At 70.0% G+C, this 15736-nt stretch carries 15 protein-coding genes; 8 read left to right on the plus strand and 7 right to left on the minus strand.

What is annotated here, in order from left to right:
- Nucleotides 1-11: 11 nt before the first annotated feature.
- Nucleotides 12-323 carry a hypothetical protein gene (locus QM517_RS17705; RefSeq protein WP_283289437.1) on the minus strand — a complete coding sequence of 104 codons (312 nt, stop codon included), beginning with the start codon at nucleotides 321-323 and terminating at the stop codon, nucleotides 12-14.
- Between the two features lie 97 nt (nucleotides 324-420).
- Here QM517_RS17705 and QM517_RS17710 point away from each other — a divergent pair, with 97 nt between their 5' ends.
- The 5 genes from QM517_RS17710 to QM517_RS17730 all read left to right on the plus strand — a co-directional run bounded on the left by QM517_RS17710 (nucleotide 421) and on the right by QM517_RS17730 (nucleotide 6636).
- On the plus strand, nucleotides 421-1146 hold the full coding sequence (locus tag QM517_RS17710) for an NUDIX hydrolase (RefSeq protein WP_283289439.1): 726 nt from the start codon (nucleotides 421-423) through the stop codon (nucleotides 1144-1146).
- 63 nt (nucleotides 1147-1209) lie between these two features.
- On the plus strand, nucleotides 1210-2889 hold the full coding sequence (pgi, locus tag QM517_RS17715) for a glucose-6-phosphate isomerase (RefSeq protein ID WP_283289442.1): 1680 nt from the start codon (nucleotides 1210-1212) through the stop codon (nucleotides 2887-2889).
- Between the two features lie 418 nt (nucleotides 2890-3307).
- On the plus strand, nucleotides 3308-4222 hold the full coding sequence (locus QM517_RS17720) for a hypothetical protein (protein ID WP_283289443.1): 915 nt from the start codon (nucleotides 3308-3310) through the stop codon (nucleotides 4220-4222).
- 88 nt (nucleotides 4223-4310) lie between these two features.
- Nucleotides 4311-4886 (plus strand): PadR family transcriptional regulator, encoded by a 576-nt coding sequence (locus QM517_RS17725; RefSeq protein ID WP_077049961.1) that lies wholly within the window; start codon nucleotides 4311-4313, stop codon nucleotides 4884-4886.
- 52 nt (nucleotides 4887-4938) lie between these two features.
- Entirely contained in the window at nucleotides 4939-6636 is a 1698-nt protein-coding gene (locus QM517_RS17730; protein WP_283289445.1) for an ABC1 kinase family protein, read from the plus strand.
- A 121-nt stretch (nucleotides 6637-6757) separates the two neighbouring features.
- Here the strand turns inward: QM517_RS17730 and QM517_RS17735 are convergent, their stop codons facing one another.
- The 6 genes from QM517_RS17735 to QM517_RS17760 form a co-directional block, all read right to left on the minus strand.
- Nucleotides 6758-6946, minus strand: a complete 189-nt coding sequence (locus QM517_RS17735; protein WP_283289447.1) for a hypothetical protein — start codon at nucleotides 6944-6946, stop codon at nucleotides 6758-6760.
- A gap of 373 nt (nucleotides 6947-7319) precedes the next feature.
- A complete protein-coding gene (locus QM517_RS17740; RefSeq protein ID WP_139340590.1) occupies nucleotides 7320-8132 on the minus strand; it encodes a prolipoprotein diacylglyceryl transferase in 813 nt (270 codons plus the stop codon).
- A 3-nt stretch (nucleotides 8133-8135) separates the two neighbouring features.
- On the minus strand, nucleotides 8136-8453 hold the full coding sequence (locus QM517_RS17745) for a hypothetical protein (RefSeq protein WP_077050122.1): 318 nt from the start codon (nucleotides 8451-8453) through the stop codon (nucleotides 8136-8138).
- Nucleotides 8450-10036 (minus strand): radical SAM protein, encoded by a 1587-nt coding sequence (locus QM517_RS17750; RefSeq protein ID WP_283289451.1) that lies wholly within the window; start codon nucleotides 10034-10036, stop codon nucleotides 8450-8452. Before QM517_RS17750 ends, QM517_RS17745 begins: the two co-directional genes overlap by 4 nt.
- A gap of 153 nt (nucleotides 10037-10189) precedes the next feature.
- Complete coding sequence (locus QM517_RS17755) at nucleotides 10190-11074, minus strand: hypothetical protein (RefSeq protein WP_283289453.1); 885 nt, start codon at nucleotides 11072-11074, stop codon at nucleotides 10190-10192.
- Between the two features lie 279 nt (nucleotides 11075-11353).
- Entirely contained in the window at nucleotides 11354-12868 is a 1515-nt protein-coding gene (locus QM517_RS17760; protein ID WP_077049965.1) for an MFS transporter, read from the minus strand.
- Nucleotides 12869-12974: 106 nt separating this feature from the next.
- Here QM517_RS17760 and QM517_RS17765 point away from each other — a divergent pair, with 106 nt between their 5' ends.
- The 3 genes from QM517_RS17765 to QM517_RS17775 all read left to right on the plus strand — a co-directional run bounded on the left by QM517_RS17765 (nucleotide 12975) and on the right by QM517_RS17775 (nucleotide 15585).
- Nucleotides 12975-13604 carry a TetR/AcrR family transcriptional regulator gene (locus QM517_RS17765; RefSeq protein WP_077049966.1) on the plus strand — a complete coding sequence of 210 codons (630 nt, stop codon included), beginning with the start codon at nucleotides 12975-12977 and terminating at the stop codon, nucleotides 13602-13604.
- A gap of 246 nt (nucleotides 13605-13850) precedes the next feature.
- Entirely contained in the window at nucleotides 13851-15305 is a 1455-nt protein-coding gene (gene rpsA, locus QM517_RS17770) for a 30S ribosomal protein S1 (protein WP_283289459.1), read from the plus strand.
- Nucleotides 15306-15411: 106 nt separating this feature from the next.
- The gene (locus tag QM517_RS17775; protein ID WP_160897373.1) at nucleotides 15412-15585 is read left to right on the plus strand and encodes a hypothetical protein; all 174 of its coding nucleotides are present in this window, start codon (nucleotides 15412-15414) and stop codon (nucleotides 15583-15585) included.
- Nucleotides 15586-15736 lie beyond the last annotated feature (151 nt).

Consider the following 15736-nt stretch of genomic DNA (forward strand, 5'->3'; position numbering starts at 1 on the left):
CCCGCTCACGCTCACCGCGCGCCCCGGCGGGGCCGTTCGACGGTCCAGCCCAGCCTCTCCAGGGCGGCGTGCAGCCGATGGGCCTGCGCCCACGCGACCTCGCCGGAGACGTCGGAATAGACGTCGATCGCGAACGGCGGCGGATCGGCGAACTTCGGGATCTCCACCTCGGCCCACGCGTGGGGGGCCAACCACACGCGCGGGTGCGATGTGCGGGCGTCGTCCACCCCGCCGTCGGCGGCGAAGGCGATCACGTCGAGGGCGTCGATCTTGGTGATGGGCATGTCGACGACGAGGGTCACGGCGTGGAGTCTTTCGATCATCGGGCACCTCCCGGGTTCATCCTCACACGTCCCGCCCCGCCGGGGGCAGGGACGGGAACGCGCAGCCCCGTCGGTCGCCCGGGGCTACCCTCGATCCATGCCCTCCCCGCGCGACGACCTCCGCACGGTCGTCGAGGACGCGACGGGGGAGATGTTCGCCGACCTGCGCGCTCTCCCGGTGGAGGAGGGTGCCCGCGACGCAGCCGTGCTCATGCTCTTCGGCACGCTGGATGCCGTGCCCGCGGCGCACACCGCCGCGTCCGTGCCGCCCGATCTGGACGTCCTGCTCCTCTCCCGCGCCGACACCCTCCGTGCGCACCCCGGGCAGATCGCGTTCCCCGGCGGCCGAGTCGATCCGGGGGATGCCGGCCCGGTGGACGCGGCGCTCCGAGAGGCGCGGGAGGAGACCGGCCTCGATCCCGCCGGGGTGAACGTCATCGGCACGCTTCCGCGCGTCCCCCTGGCGTACTCGCGGCATGTCGTGACGCCGGTGGTCGCCTGGTGGGATCGGCCCACCCCGGTGCGCGCGGTCGACGCCGCCGAGTCCGCGGCGGTGTTCCGCGCGCCGGTGGCGGATCTACTCGACCCGGCGCGGCGCGGAACCACGAGCATCCATCGCGACGGCCGCGAGTGGCGCGGTCCCGCGTTCCTCGTCCCGCACGCGACGGGAACCCACGTGGTGTGGGGCTTCACCGCGATGCTCCTCGACGGCCTGTTCGATCGTCTCGGCCGGACCGAACCCTGGGATGCCACGCGGGAGATCGCTCTTCCGGTGCCCGGTCCCGGGACCTCGGCGACTCCGCCCCGAGCGTCCGTCTCCTAGCGTTTTCCTCCCGGTTCGTCACGCCGCGCGCGGGTGTCGCCCGGGGTCGCTAGCGTGGGGGTCGTGACTGCTCCCGTTGACCCCACCACCACGTCCGCCTGGACCCGCCTCACGGCCCTCCGCGAGAGCTTCGACCCCGACCTGCGCGGATGGTTCGCCGCAGACCCCGGCCGCGTCGAGAGCCTCACCCGCACCGTGGGAGATCTGCACGTCGACCTCTCGAAGAACCTCGTCACCGCCGAGGTCCTTGACGCTCTGGTCGCGCTCGCCGACGAGACGGGGGTGCGTGAGCGGTTCGCCGAGATGCTCCGGGGCGCGCACCTGAACACGAGCGAGGACCGCGCCGTGCTGCACACGGCTCTGCGTCGCCCCGCCGACGCCACGCCCGCCCTGCACGTCGACGGCCAGGACGTGGACCACGACGTCCAGGCGGTGCTGTCGGCCATGGCGACGTTCGCGGAGCGTGTGCGCAGCGGGGAATGGCAGGGCGTGACGGGCAAGAAGGTCACGCACGTCGTCAACATCGGCATCGGCGGCTCCGACCTCGGCCCGGTGATGGTGTACGAAGCGCTCAAGCCCCTGGCGGATGCCGGCATCCAGGCCCGGTTCGTCAGCAACATCGACCCGACCGACATCGCCGAGAAGACCGCCGACCTCGATCCCGAGACGACGCTGTTCATCGTGGCGTCCAAGACCTTCACCACTCTGGAGACCCTCACGAACGCGCGTCTCGCGCGGGACTGGCTGTGGGCCGGTCTCGCGGGTGCGGGCGCCATCGACGACACCGACCAGGCGCGCGTCGACGCCGTCGCGCATCACTTCGTCGCCGTTTCCACCGCGCTCGACAAGGTCGAGGCCTTCGGCATCGACCCGGCCAACGCGTTCGGTTTCTGGGACTGGGTCGGCGGGCGCTACTCCGTCGACTCCGCGATCGGTCTGTCGCTCGCGATCGTCTTCGGCCCGGCGGCCTTCCGCGAGCTGCTGAGCGGTTTCCACACCGTGGACGTCCACGTGGCGACCACGCCGGTCGAGCAGAACGTGCCCGTCCTGATGGGGCTCCTGAACGTCTGGTACACCAACTTCCTCGGCGCGCAGTCGCACGCGGTCCTGCCGTACGCCCAGCAGCTGAGCCGCTTCGCGGCGTACCTCCAGCAGCTCACGATGGAGTCCAACGGCAAGTCGGTGCGCTGGGACGGCTCGCCGGTCACGACCGACACGGGCGAGATCTTCTGGGGTGAGCCCGGCACCAACGGTCAGCACGCCTTCTACCAGCTCATCCACCAGGGCACGCGCCTCATCCCCGCGGACTTCATCGCCTTCGTGAACCCGGCCTATCCGTTCACCGACGGCGGCCGCGACGTGCACGGTCTGTTCCTCGCGAACTTCCTCGCGCAGACGAAGGCCCTGGCGTTCGGCAAGACCGCCGAAGAGGTCGAGGCCGAGGGCACGACCGGTGCGCTCGTGGCGGCGCGCACGTTCCCCGGCAACCGTCCGACGACATCGATCTTCGCGCCGGCGCTCACCCCCGCGGTGCTCGGCCAGCTCATCGCGCTGTACGAGCACATCACGTTCACGCAGGGCACCGTCTGGGGCATCAACTCGTTCGACCAGTGGGGCGTCGAGCTCGGCAAGCAGCTGGCTCTGCAGATCGCCCCCGCGATCGAGGGCGACGATGACGCTCTCGCATCTCAGGATGCCTCGACGGCGGCCCTGCTGCACTACTACCGCGCTCACCGCGCCTGATCCCGGGCGGGCGGGCTTCGCCGCCCTGCCGGAGGTCCGACGACTTCGGAGCGTCACGAGGCGGGTCGATTCGCGAGATTTTTTCTCGCCGGATCGGCCCGCCTCGTCGTTGGTGGTCGGTCTGCCCTCCCGCTCCGGCGCTCGGAAGGCTCTCGCGTCACGCCGACTCTCGCATAAATGCCTGATCAGAGCGATATTCGTAGCTCTCGACCCGGGCGCTCTGGAACCCGGTCCGTGCCCCTGCCGTGACGTGGGCGGGTGCGGCCGGCTGAGACGGCGGCGTGCACGAGCCTTTCAGGTAACGAATAGATAACGTCCAGAAGAGCACCTCACACTCGGGGTCCTGTGCCGACCCGACGGCACAATTTCGCGCTCGTGCCCGACGAGACGCGCCCGATGACGAAAGACTCCTCACGTTTTGCTGCGTTCCGATCTGAAGCTCACCCATGTCCACCGCGCCCGCCGCACCCTCGCCACCGCCGCCACGTGCGCTGGAGTGGCTCTGGGGATCGTCGCTCTGACCGGGGTCGCTGCGGCGGCGCCGCTGTCGCTCCCCGATGCGGCGGCGTCCTCGTTCGCCGCTCCGGCCTTCCGCGCGGCGCCATCCTCCGTCGCGACGTCCCCCACGCTCGAGGGCGTCGTCGGCGACGCCGACGCCGCGCTCACCCGGGCCCAGGCCACGCTCGCGGATGCGGCGACGGTCGAATCCGACATCCAGACGGCCGGTCTGCCGCTCGCCGTCGGCGACGCGTCGGTGGACACCTCGGCGCTGGAGACCGCGACCGATCGCCTGTCGTCCTCGGATCTGCTGCCGGTCGTGCTCGTGCCGGCTCTGAGTCAGAACGCCAGCAGCGAGGCCGAGCGGGTCGCCGAGCGGGTCGCCGTCCTCCGCGGCAGCCTGAACGACGCCGTCGCGGCGAAGGAGGCTGCGGATGCCGCGGCCGAGGCCCAACGCCAGGCCGAGGCGGCTGCGGCGGCGGAGGCGCAGCGGCAGAAGGAAGCCGCCGAGGCATTGGCGCGGGTCAACACCCCCGAGGGGGCGAAGGAGTTCGCCCAGTCCTACGCGTCCGAGCAGTACGGGTGGGGCTCCGACCAGTTCTCCTGCCTGGTGTCGCTGTGGACCAAGGAGTCCGGCTGGAACTACCAGGCTTACAACCCGAGCGGCGCGACCGGCATCCCGCAGTCCCTCCCGGGGAGCAAGATGGCCACATTCGGCGACGACTGGCAGACCAACGCCGCGACGCAGATCAAGTGGGGTCTCGACTACATCTCCCGCGGTTACGGCACCCCCTGCAGCGCGTGGGCGCACTCGCAGGCGACCGACTGGTACTGATCGGCAATTCCCAGGCTCGGTTCCTCCTCAGCGATATATCGTTGTATATCGCTGGACTCATCGGGAGTCCGCTTTTCGGGAGGTCATCATGAGTGGTTCGTTCCTGGGAGACGCCTTCGGCGCCCGCGGTGCCGCCGGGCAAGGCTGGCCGATGTCGAACATCCTCGACGCGATGGAGCAGCTCCGCGCGCAGTTCGAGCAGAAGACCTCGGGCGGCTCGCGGATGAACAAGGGCGACGTGCGCTCCGCCGTGCTGTCCCTGCTCCTCGAGCAGCCCATGCACGGATACCAGATCATCCGTGAGATCGAGGAGCGCAGCGGCGGCTCGTGGAAGCCCAGCCCCGGCTCGGTGTACCCCACGCTGCAGCTGCTGACCGACGAGGGCCTCGTGCGCGCCGAGGAGTCCGGTGGGCGCAAGACCTACTCGCTCACCGAGGAAGGGCGCGCCGCAGCGGGCGACGAGACCACCGAGCGCACCGCTCCGTGGGAGTCGGCGACCACGCGCGACGGCGGCCGCATGACGGCGCTGCCGAAGGCCGGTGTCGAACTGGCGCAGGCGGCGGCCCAGGTGGCCCGCACGGGTGACAAGGAGCAGGTCGCGCAGGCCGTCGAGATCCTCGACGAAGCCCGCCGTAAGCTCTACTCCATCCTCGCCCAGAGCTGAGGGTGCCCGATCCCGACGGCCTTCGTGGGGGCATCGGCATCCCGGAGATCCGATGACCGACGACGCCCTCACGCGCGCCCGCTATCGGCGCATCACGCGGTTCGCCGCGCGCTATCTCGTCCAGGCCTGGTGGTACGAGCTGTTCCTGCCGCGGCTCGGCCTCGAGCGGATCTCCGCTCGGGGCCGCACCCGCCGGCTGCAGATCATCGCGCGCCGATTCCACGGACTCGCGATCGAGCTCGGCGGCCTGATGATCAAGGTCGGACAGTTCATGTCCTCGCGCCTCGACGTCCTGCCGCCCATCATCACCAAGGAGCTCGAGGGTCTGCAGGACGAGGTGCCGTCGGTGCCGTTCGCCCAGATGCGGGCGCGTGCCGAGGAAGAACTCGGGATGCCGCTGGAGCGGGCGTTCGCATCGATCGACGAGCGCCCGCTCGCGGCCGCCTCACTGGGGCAGGCGCATCGCGCCGTCCTCACCGACGCGCTGGCCGAGGACACGGGGCTGCGCGATGTCGTCGTCAAGATCCAACGCCCCGGGATCGACCGGATCGTCGACGTCGATCTGCGAGCGCTCCGCAAGGTCGGCGGTTGGTTGAGTCGGGTCGCCCTCGTCCGTGACCGCGTCGACATGCCCGCTCTCGTCGAGGAGTTCGCCGCGACGAGCCTGGAAGAGATCGACTACCTCCACGAGGCGGCGAACTCCGAACGCTTCGCCGAGGACTTCGGCGGCGAAGGGGGAGTGGCCGTCCCGGAGGTGGTCTGGGAGCGCACGACTCGACGGCTGCTGACCCTCCAGGACGTCACCGCGATCAAGATCAACGACGTCGACGCCCTTCGCGCGGCGGGGATCGATCCCGCCGAGGTCGCCCGGCGTTTCGCCGCCGTCATGTTCGACCAGCTGTTCGACGACGGGTTCTTCCACGCCGACCCGCACCCGGGGAACGTCTTCGTGACACCGCTCCCCGGCTCCACGGATGCCGGCTCCCCGGCCTGGCGGTTCACGTTCATCGACTTCGGGATGATGGGCGAGGTGCCGCCGAACCTCCGCAAGGGTCTGCGGCGCGTGCTGATCGCCGCCGCGTCGCGCGACGGCAAGGGTCTCGTCGACGGCATCCGCGACGTCGGCGTGCTGCTCCCCTCGGCCGACACGGTTCAGCTCGAGCGGGCCATGACCCAGCTGTTCTCCCGTTTCGGCGGGATGGGTTTCGCCGAGCTGCAGGAGGTGGACCCGCGGGAGTTCCGTGCCTTCGCCGTCGAGTTCGGTGACGTGGTGCGGGCGCTGCCGTTCCAGCTGCCCGAGAACTTCCTCCTCATCGTCCGGGCGATGTCTCTGACGAGCGGGATGTGCAGCGGGCTCCATCCGGCTTTCAACATCTGGGATGCCGTCGAGCCGTACGCGCAGCGCCTCATCCGCGAGGAGAGCGGGAACACCGTTCAGGCGCTAGCGCGCGAGGCCGCCTCGGTCGCGGCCCTCACCGCACGTCTGCCGCGGCGCCTCGACGCGCTCATCTCCCGGGTCGAGGAGGGCGGCGTGTCTGCTCAGGTCCCGCGGGTGGAGCGCCGTCTGCGCGACCTCGAGCGCATGATCCGTCGGGTCGTCTCGGCGGTGCTCTTCACGGGGCTCCTCGTGGGCGGCATCCTGCTGCAGGCCGAGCAGGCCGTGTTCGGCACGATCCTGATGGTGATGTCGATCGGCCCGGCCGCGCACGCGCTCTTCGCGGGGATCGTCGCACGACGCAGCGGTCGCTGATCGTCGGCCTCCGCGCGCGTCGCGGGGCGGAGCGGGGGCCGACCGTCCGCCGCCCCGTTGCGTGACGCGCCGGCCGCGGAGCCAGTCGCCGCCTCGCTGCCCGGCCCGTCGGCCGCCGACCTCAGCCGCCCAGGAGCGCGACGCACGGGCCGAGGAAGACGATCCACGCGGCCGCACTGACGATGAGGACCCCCGTCGAGACCTTCCGGCTGGCCTCGGAGAACATCCCGACGATCGCGGCCAGCCCGATGACGTAGAACGGCCAGAGCGCACCCCAGATGCCCGCGGCGCTCATCAGGGTGATCAACATCAGGGGAAACGCGATCACGTGTGCGACGCACCCGAGACCGACGCCGACGCCCACCCCCGGCCCGCGGCCTGCCGCAGGCGGGGCCGCGGGGGCGCCGGATCCGGCCGGCGCTCCGGGCTCCTCCGGCGGAGCGGTGTCCCGAGGCGGCGAGGGAACGACGCCGTCGTCTGTCGCCGCGGGGCCGCTGGGGTACGCAGGGCCGGCTGCCGGGGGAGGCCACTCCTGTTGCGCGGGAGCGGAGGGCGGCGCGGGCGCGGCATCGGGCGCATCCGGCTGCGCGCCGCGCTCCGGCTCCGGTGTGTCGTCCCGCGGTGAGACGCCGTCCGGTGCCTTCGTCTCCTCCGGGGGAACATCCTCGTGTTCGTCGGGCGCGTCAGGCTGCTGTGGCATCGGTGAGCCTCTCTGGTCGGGGGGAACCGGACGTGAAGTCGCCGCGCCGTGCCATCCACACGAGCCGCGCGAGCAGGAGGGGGATCGACACGGCGAGGAACAGTTGCGGCCGGGTCAGTCCCGCCCAGGCCACGTCGTTCCCGCGGACGAACTCGACGCCGAACCGGAAGATCGCGTAGGCCGCGATGAAGAGGGTGAGCGTCTCGCCGGCGGCGATGGGGCGATGCCGCAGCCAGAACCACAGAACGCAGAATGCGACGACGTGGAAGACGATCTCGTACACGAAGCTCGGATGCAACGGCACTCCCGCGGGCGCACCCACCCGGGCCGCGGCGGCGGGGTCGAGCACGATGCCCCAGTCGCCTCCCGTCGGGGTCCCGGGCTTCTCGGTGAGCAGGCATCCGATGCGGCCGATGGCGAGCGCGAGAGCGACGGCCGGGGCGAAGAGATCGCCGCTGCGGTGGGGATAGCGCACGATGCGCTTGGCGACATGGACGCCGGCCCATGCGCCGACCAGCGCCGACAGCATCGACGCGTTCCCGCGCGCGAGCTGGTCGACGAGGCTCAGATTCTGGGACGGATCGAGGTGCTGTGCCCACGTGCCCAGGCGGGAGAAGATGGCCGCGCCGACGAGGGCGCCGAGCACCAGGTAGACGATCCGCGGGTCGTCGACCTGGCGCCGACGCTTCTCGATGAGGAACACGATGCCCGCGGCGACGAGCGCGATCATGACCAGCGTCGAGTGGGTGTCCCATGGCGGCAGCCAGGGCGCGAGATCTTCCAGGAGGGGGAACACGGGCTAGCTCCAGACCCGGATCCACAGGAGCACCCAGAAGGGGATCCCGACCACCGCGAGCACCTCGACGGTCCAGAGGTAGGCCAGCACCACGCGGGTGTCGCCGAGCTTGCACCGGGAGCGCAGGAGACCTCCCCGCCGGGCTGCGCGATACCCCGCGATCGCCACGCCCGCGAAGACGGCGACGGCGACCGGGCCGAGGAGCGCGCTGATCACGGCGATCGTGGTGAAGACGCACAGCCGAAGCGGGTCGAAGCCGGTCGGCGGGGCCGGCACCGACGGATCGCGTTGGTTGAGGTGCAGGAACTCCGACGCGCTCATCGCACCGTCACCGGGATCGGGCGACGACCGGTCGCCGTCGAGAGGCGGGTGCGCGACAGCGGCGCCCACGCCTGCACCGCGCAGAAGGGGGCGCACTGATGCGCGTCGGTCGTGGCGTTGACCGTCGCGACGTGCACGCAGCACTGGGTCAGGCGCTCCTCGATCATCGTGTTCATGTCCATGAAGGGCTTGACGGTGACGCGCAGCACCCGCTCGCCGAGCATGGAGCGCAGCCGCGCGTGCTGGCCCGGGAGTTTCGAGGCCGCGAGGGTCGCGAGCGTCCCGATGCCCAGGTCGCAGTTGCGGCAGATGTCGCCCCAGATGGATGCCATGGACGGGTGCGACAAAGAGGACTGCTCGCTGAGCAGGTCGAGCAACGACGTCTTCACGACCTCGCGGATCGCCTTGTTCACGTTCGAGTCGGCGATGCGGTTCGCCACCAGGTCGGGGGAGAGGTCGAGGAACTCCTTGAGCCGCTCCTGGCCGATGAGTCCCACGAGGGACTTCCATTCGCCCGAGTCGTCCTTCAGGAAGTACCCCACCGAGCAGCAGTGCGGGTGACTGCACGGCAATGCCGTCAGGTCGCGCCACGTGATCTCGCCGTCGGTCTGCGGTCCGAGGCGCGCGAGGACGCCCGTGTGCGTCAGTCGGTCGTTCGGGTCGATGCCCGAGCCTCGCCCGGAGCCGAAGACCGGCTGGATCGTGACGCCGCCGACGTACGGCGTGTTCTGCGCCCGACGGATGACGGCACCGATCTCGTCGTCGTTGACGCCGAGCGTCGCGGTCATCGTGAGGGTCGTGAAGACCCCGGCGTCAGACAGTCGCTCGAGCGCGCGCTCCTTGAAGCGGCGGATGTCGGCGCCGCGGTGGAAGCTCGACGACTCCGCCGACTCGCCGTCGTACTGCAGGTAGATCTCCACGCGCTGCCGGTGCTTCTTCAGAACCTCGACGAACGCGTCGTCCTGGGCGATCCGCAGCCCGTTCGAGTTGATGAGGATGCGCACGACCGGTCGGGCGACGAGGTGCTCCAGCAGCTGCTCCAACCACGGGTACAGCGTCGGTTCGCCGCCGGAGAGCATCAGGACGTCGATCCGGTCGTTCTCCTTGGCGAGGCGTGCATCCACCGATGCGAGCACCTCCGCCAGAGGAGCCACAGTGGATGCCGCGGGCCCGGACTCCGCGAAGCAGGTCGGGCAGCGCAGGTTGCAGTGGTCGGTGAGGTCCTCCAGCAGGATGCAGGTGTGCTGCGTCTGCATCGCGGGCAGGCCGTCCTGGTACGCCGAGGGCACCGGAGCGAAGTTGCCGGCGATGTCGGGCGTGTGCACCTTCGTCGGTGCCGTCCATTGCTCGAGATAGGTGAGGACCTCCGCGGACTCGTCGTAGAGCGTCCGCACGAGTCCGTGTGTCGCGCATCCGCGCTCCAGCCACACCGTGCCGTCGCGGTCGGCCAGCCACCCCGACAGTCGCTGCACCTGGTCGAGCGGCCGCTCGGGGTCCTCCTCATGGCACAGCGGGCAGAATGCGTTGACGTATCGATGGATGCGGTAGTCCCGCAGGGGCATTCCTGTTCCGGGGGGAGTCATCCGCACACCCTAGCCATGCCGTCGCGTCGCTCACCAGACCTGTCCACAGCACGCTCGCTGTGGAGGAGGGGTCGCGCCGGAGAAGACGGAAGGGCCGCACCGGCATCACCGGTGCGGCCCTTCGCGGGGTGTCGCGGGTCAGTACCACCCGGTCTACTGCGAGTGGCCCCAGGCGCCGCACGGGCTGCCGTAGCGACCCGAGATGTAGCCGAGACCCCAGGAGATCTGGGTGGCGGCGTTGGTCTCCCAGTCGGCGCCGGCCGAGCCCATCTTGCTGCCGGGGAGGGCCTGCGGGATGCCGTATGCGCCGCTGCCGGCGTTGTAGGCGCGGACGTTCCAGCCGGACTCCTTGTTCCACAGCGAGACGAGGCAGGAGAACTGGTCGTCGCCCCAGCCGAACCCGGCGAGCATCCCGCGCGCGGTGGCCTGGGCGCCCCCGGGGCTGTTGTCCCCGGAACCCCCGCCGGAGGCGACGACCGGAGCCGAACCGCCCGACGACGACGAGGACGACGATGACGAGGATGCGGCTGCGGCTTCCTGCTCGGCCTTCGCCTGAGCGGCCGCTTCGGCCTCCTGGCGCGCCTTCTCGGCGGCTTCCTCGGCCTGCTTCTTGGCGACGGCGGCGTCGAGGCTGCCGCGCAGAACGGCGACGCGTTCGCTGACGGCCGAGGTGGCGGCGGTCACGCGGTCGGTGAGCTCGGGGAGGAAGGTCGAGGGAAGCGTCTGGGCGTCCGTCAGGCGCTCGGTCGCGGCGGTGAGCTCCGACGTGTCGACGTCGGCGGTCTGGCCGATGTCCAGGCCGGACGCCGCGATGTCGTTCTGCACCGCGGTCGCGGCCTCGGACGTGGTGCCGGCGGCGGTCACCGCGGCTCGTGCGGCCACGGCCTCGGGAGCCGCTGCCGCGCTCGGCGCGGAGAAGCTCGCGAGGCGGAAGGAGGCCGACGCCAGATCGTCGGACGGGGTGGCGGATGCCAGGGGAGCGGTGCCGGTGAGAGCGGCGGTGGCGAGCACTCCGACGGCGAGGACGCCGGCAGTCAATGCAGGGCGGCGACGTGCCCGGCGGGAGGCCAGGCGGCGGTCGCGGCGGTGGGATGAGGGCGTCGAATCAGAGCGCATAAAACCGGTTTCGTGTCAGGAGGACGGCGCGGGTATCGCACGTCCGGTCCGCGAAAAGCGGGCACGAAACGGGGAGCCTGGCACGCCTGTCTGGACGGAACCTGGGCGGAGCGCGGTTTCCAGGGGGAGGAAAACGGCTGATCCGTGGCTCTTCCACCGCCGGGTCGGGACTCTCGACGGAGTGTCCCGACCCGGCTCGGTTCAGGCGGCGACGACGGGTTCGGAGGGATGCTCCGCGGTCGCCGTGGACGTGAGCGAACCGCGTGCCCGGCGTCGGAACAGGAGCGCCGCGAGGAGTGCGCCGCCCGCGAAGAACGCCGCCCCCCACGTGAAGGCCGTGGTGTAGCCGGCGACGGCCGCGGGGCCGAGCGCGCCCGGTCCGTCGGCGACGTGGTCGGTGAGATAGGCCGTGGTGGCGGTCGCGGCGATCGTGTTCAGGAGTGCCGTGCCGATCGAGCCGCCGACCTGCTGGCTCGTGTTCACCATCGCGGATGCCACTCCCGCGAAGTGGCGGTCCACGCCGAGTGTGGCGGTCTGCATCGACGCGGGCATGATCGACCCCATCGCGAGGCCCAGCAGGATCAGGCCCGGCAGCACGTCGCTGACGTACACGCTGTCGACGGTGAGACGGGTCAGGAGCAGCATGCCGCCGGTGCCGAGCAGCATTCCGAGGGGAACCATGACCTTCGCGCCGAGGCGGGGGAACAGGAGGTTCGTGGACAGCTGCGCGGCCAGGACCAGCATGGCGACCATCGGGAGGAATGCGAGTCCGGTCTGGATCGGGCTGAATCCCAGCGTCGCCTGCAGGAAGTAGGTGACGAAGAGGAAGATCCCGAACATGCTCGCGCCCGCGATGAGGATGGACAGGTAGGCCGCGGCACGGTTGCGATCGGTCAGGATGACCAGGGGGAGCAGGGGGTGTGCCGTCCGACGCTGCCAGAGGACGAAGGCGGTCAGGAGGACGGCGGCGGAGGCGAGCGGGATCCAGCTGAGCGGTGAGTCCCATCCCTCGGTCTCGGCGTTGGCGAACCCGTAGACGACGCCGAACAGACCGGCGGACACTAGGACGGTTCCGGGGAGGTCCAGTCGCGGACGTGGACCGTCGCTCTCCACCCGCCCGACGAACAGGAGCGTGCCGATGATCGCGATGATCGCGAAGACCACGTTGATGTAGAGGTTCCAGCGCCAGTCGAGGCTCTCGGTGAGGAAGCCGCCCAGCAGGAGCCCGACGGCCCCGCCTGCGCCGGCGATCGCACCGAAGACCCCGAACGCGCGGGCGCGCTCCCGCGGGATCGTGAACGTCGTGGTGAGGACCGCGAGCGCGGTTGGAGCCAGCAGCGCGCCGAACACGCCCTGCAGAGCGCGCGCGGCCACGAGGACGCCGAAGTCGGGTGCCGCGCCCCCCAGTGCCGAGGCGGCGGCGAAGCCGATGAGCCCGGCGATGAACGTGCGCTTGCGGCCGAAGAGGTCGGAGAGCCGCCCGCCGAGGAGGAGGAGTGATCCGAACGCGAGGGAGTAGGCGGTGACGACCCACTGGCGGTCACCGTCGGAGAAGCCGAGATCGGCTTGGGCGGAGGGGAGGGCGATGTTCACGACGGTCGCGTCGAGCACGACCATCAGCTGGGCGATTCCGACGATGGCCAGTGTCAGCCACCGTCGGCGGGACGGGGTCGCGGGTGCCGCCGTGGTGGGCTGCGCGGCAGGGGAGGAGGTCATGGCGACAACATATACGGAACGAATGAGTTTCGGAAATGAAATGTTCCTGAAACACGATGTTCCGTAATGACGTAGGGTGAAGGGCACCCCGACGTAAGGACGTGCGATGACGACGGCCCCCGAGCAGACGGCGACCGGCACACCGCGACTCGGTCGCAAGCGCGACCTCAGCCGCGATCCGGAGATCCTCGAGGCGGCTCTCGATGTGCTCGCCGAGACGGGCTTCGAGCGGATGACGATCGACGAAGTCGCCGCTCGCGCCCGCGCCGGAAAGGCCACGCTCTACCGCCGGTGGCCGTCCAAGTCCGAACTGGTGATCGACGCGGTCGCCTGTATGAAGCGGGGGGCCTACGACCTCTCGTCGCTTCCGGATACGGGCACGTTGCGCGGCGACCTCCTCGCGATGATCAAAGAGCCGTCGATCGCCGACGCGGAGCGCAAGATGCAGGTGATGGCGGGCATCGTGTCGATGCTCTCGAAGTCGCCCGAGCTCGCGGACGTCGCAGAGGAGGCGCTCGTGGCGCCGCGTCGTGCCGCCAACCGCGTGCTCATCGAGCGGGCGATCGCCCGCGGCGAGGTTCCCGCGGACGTCGACATCGACCTCATCGCCTCGGTCGGTTCCGCCATGGTGGCCCACCGCCTGCTGGTGGAGCGCCGGCCCGTCACGCGCGCTTTCCTGGTGTCGGTCGTCGACGCGATCGTGCTGCCCGCGCTCGGCCTGAGCGAGAAGCGCTGACCGACGGGATGCCGACCCCGCCCCGCGAGCGGGGCTCTGATTCTGGTAACCTCGAGTGTCACTCGTGTGGCTCGTTCCGCACGCCCGGCTTCAGGCCCAGTGGCATCGCACGAAAAAACTCCGCTTCGCTTCGGCTCGCGGCATCCGTTCGCCCTCGGGCGGGGGGTGCTCCGGCCGGCGGGATCCATCCGGGTCGCGTCGTAAGAGTCGAAGCCCGACACCAATCCAACTAGGACAACCCACTACATGACTACCGCAACGACCGCCCCGGCCATCAAGCAGGTCGCGATCAACGACATCGGCTCTGCTGAAGACTTCCTGGCCGCGGTCGAGAAGACCCTGAAGTTCTTCAACGACGGCGACCTCATCGAAGGCACCGTGGTGAAGATCGACCGCGACGAGGTCCTCCTCGACGTCGGTTACAAGACCGAGGGTGTCATCCCCTCGCGCGAGCTTTCGATCAAGCACGACGTCGACCCCAACGAGGTCGTCAACGTCGGCGATCACGTCGAGGCCCTCGTTCTCCAGAAGGAGGACAAGGAAGGCCGTCTCATCCTGTCCAAGAAGCGCGCCCAGTACGAGCGCGCGTGGGGCGACGTTGAGAAGATCAAGGAGAACGACGGTGTGGTCACCGGTTCCGTGATCGAGGTCGTCAAGGGTGGTCTCATCGTCGACATCGGCCTCCGCGGCTTCCTCCCGGCTTCGCTCATCGAGCTCCGCCGCGTGCGCGACCTCACGCCCTACCTGGGTCAGGAGATCGAGGCGAAGATCCTCGAGCTCGACAAGAACCGCAACAACGTCGTGCTCTCCCGCCGCGCTCTGCTCGAGCAGACGCAGTCCGAGTCGCGCACCACGTTCCTCAACAACCTCCACAAGGGCCAGGTCCGCAAGGGCACGGTGTCGTCGATCGTCAACTTCGGTGCGTTCGTCGACCTGGGCGGCGTCGACGGTCTCGTCCACGTCTCCGAGCTGTCGTGGAAGCACATCGAGCACGCGTCCGAGGTCGTCGAGGTGGGCCAGGAGGTCACCGTCGAGATCCTCGAGGTCGACCTCGACCGCGAGCGCGTGTCGCTCTCGCTCAAGGCGACGCAGGAAGACCCGTGGCAGGTCTTCGCCCGTACTCACGCGATCGGTCAGATCGCTCCGGGCAAGGTCACCAAGCTCGTTCCCTTCGGTGCGTTCGTCCGCGTGGCCGACGGCATCGAGGGCCTCGTGCACATCTCCGAGCTGTCGGGCAAGCACGTCGAGCTCGCCGAGCAGGTCGTGTCGGTCGGCGAAGAGGTCTTCGTCAAGATCATCGACATCGACCTCGAGCGTCGCCGCATCTCGCTGTCGCTCAAGCAGGCCAACGAGTCGGTCGACCCCAACGGCACCGAGTTCGACCCGGCCCTGTACGGCATGGTCACCGAGTACGACGAGCGTGGCGAGTACAAGTACCCCGAGGGCTTCGACCCCGAGTCGGGTGCCTGGCTCGAGGGCTTCGACGCTCAGCGCGAGCAGTGGGAGCAGGAGTACGCCGCAGCCCAGGGTCGCTGGGAGGCTCACAAGGCCGCCGTCGCCAAGGCCCTCGAGGCCGAGGCAGCCAACCCGATCGACTCGGGTTCGTTCGGTGGATCCTTCTTGTCCGAGTCGCCTGCCCAGGGCACGCTCGCGGACGACGAGTCCCTTGCCGCACTGCGGGAGAAGCTCAGCGGTCGCTGATCCTCTCGTCCTCACCGAAGGCCGGTACCTCTGCGGAGGTGCCGGCCTTCGGTCGTTCCTGCGCAACCCCCCGACCTCCCGTGACGCGGTTCGGGAGGATGGGCGCATGATCTCTCGACTTCCCCTGCTCCTCGCCATCGCCGGCGCCGCGGTTCTCTTCCTCGCGATCGCGTTCGTGTACGTCCTGGTGATCGGTGCCCTGTTCTTCGGCGGCATCCAGTTCACCGGGGGAACGGTGGATGCCGCGGCCTCGCTGCCGTGGATCCCCGTCCGGATGTGACCTTCGGAGGGGCCACGACGCCGTCTGAGCCCCGAACGTCGAAGTTCCGCGTTTTTACGCGGTTTCGGGGGTGCGACACGCCCGGGCTGCGGTGTGGATTGGACGAGTCGGCCGTATCCGCGTAACTTATTACTTGTTCGCCCCACAGGGG

It is taken from the genome of Microbacterium sp. IEGM 1404, from assembly GCF_030056775.1.
In the GTDB taxonomy this organism is placed as follows: domain Bacteria; phylum Actinomycetota; class Actinomycetes; order Actinomycetales; family Microbacteriaceae; genus Microbacterium.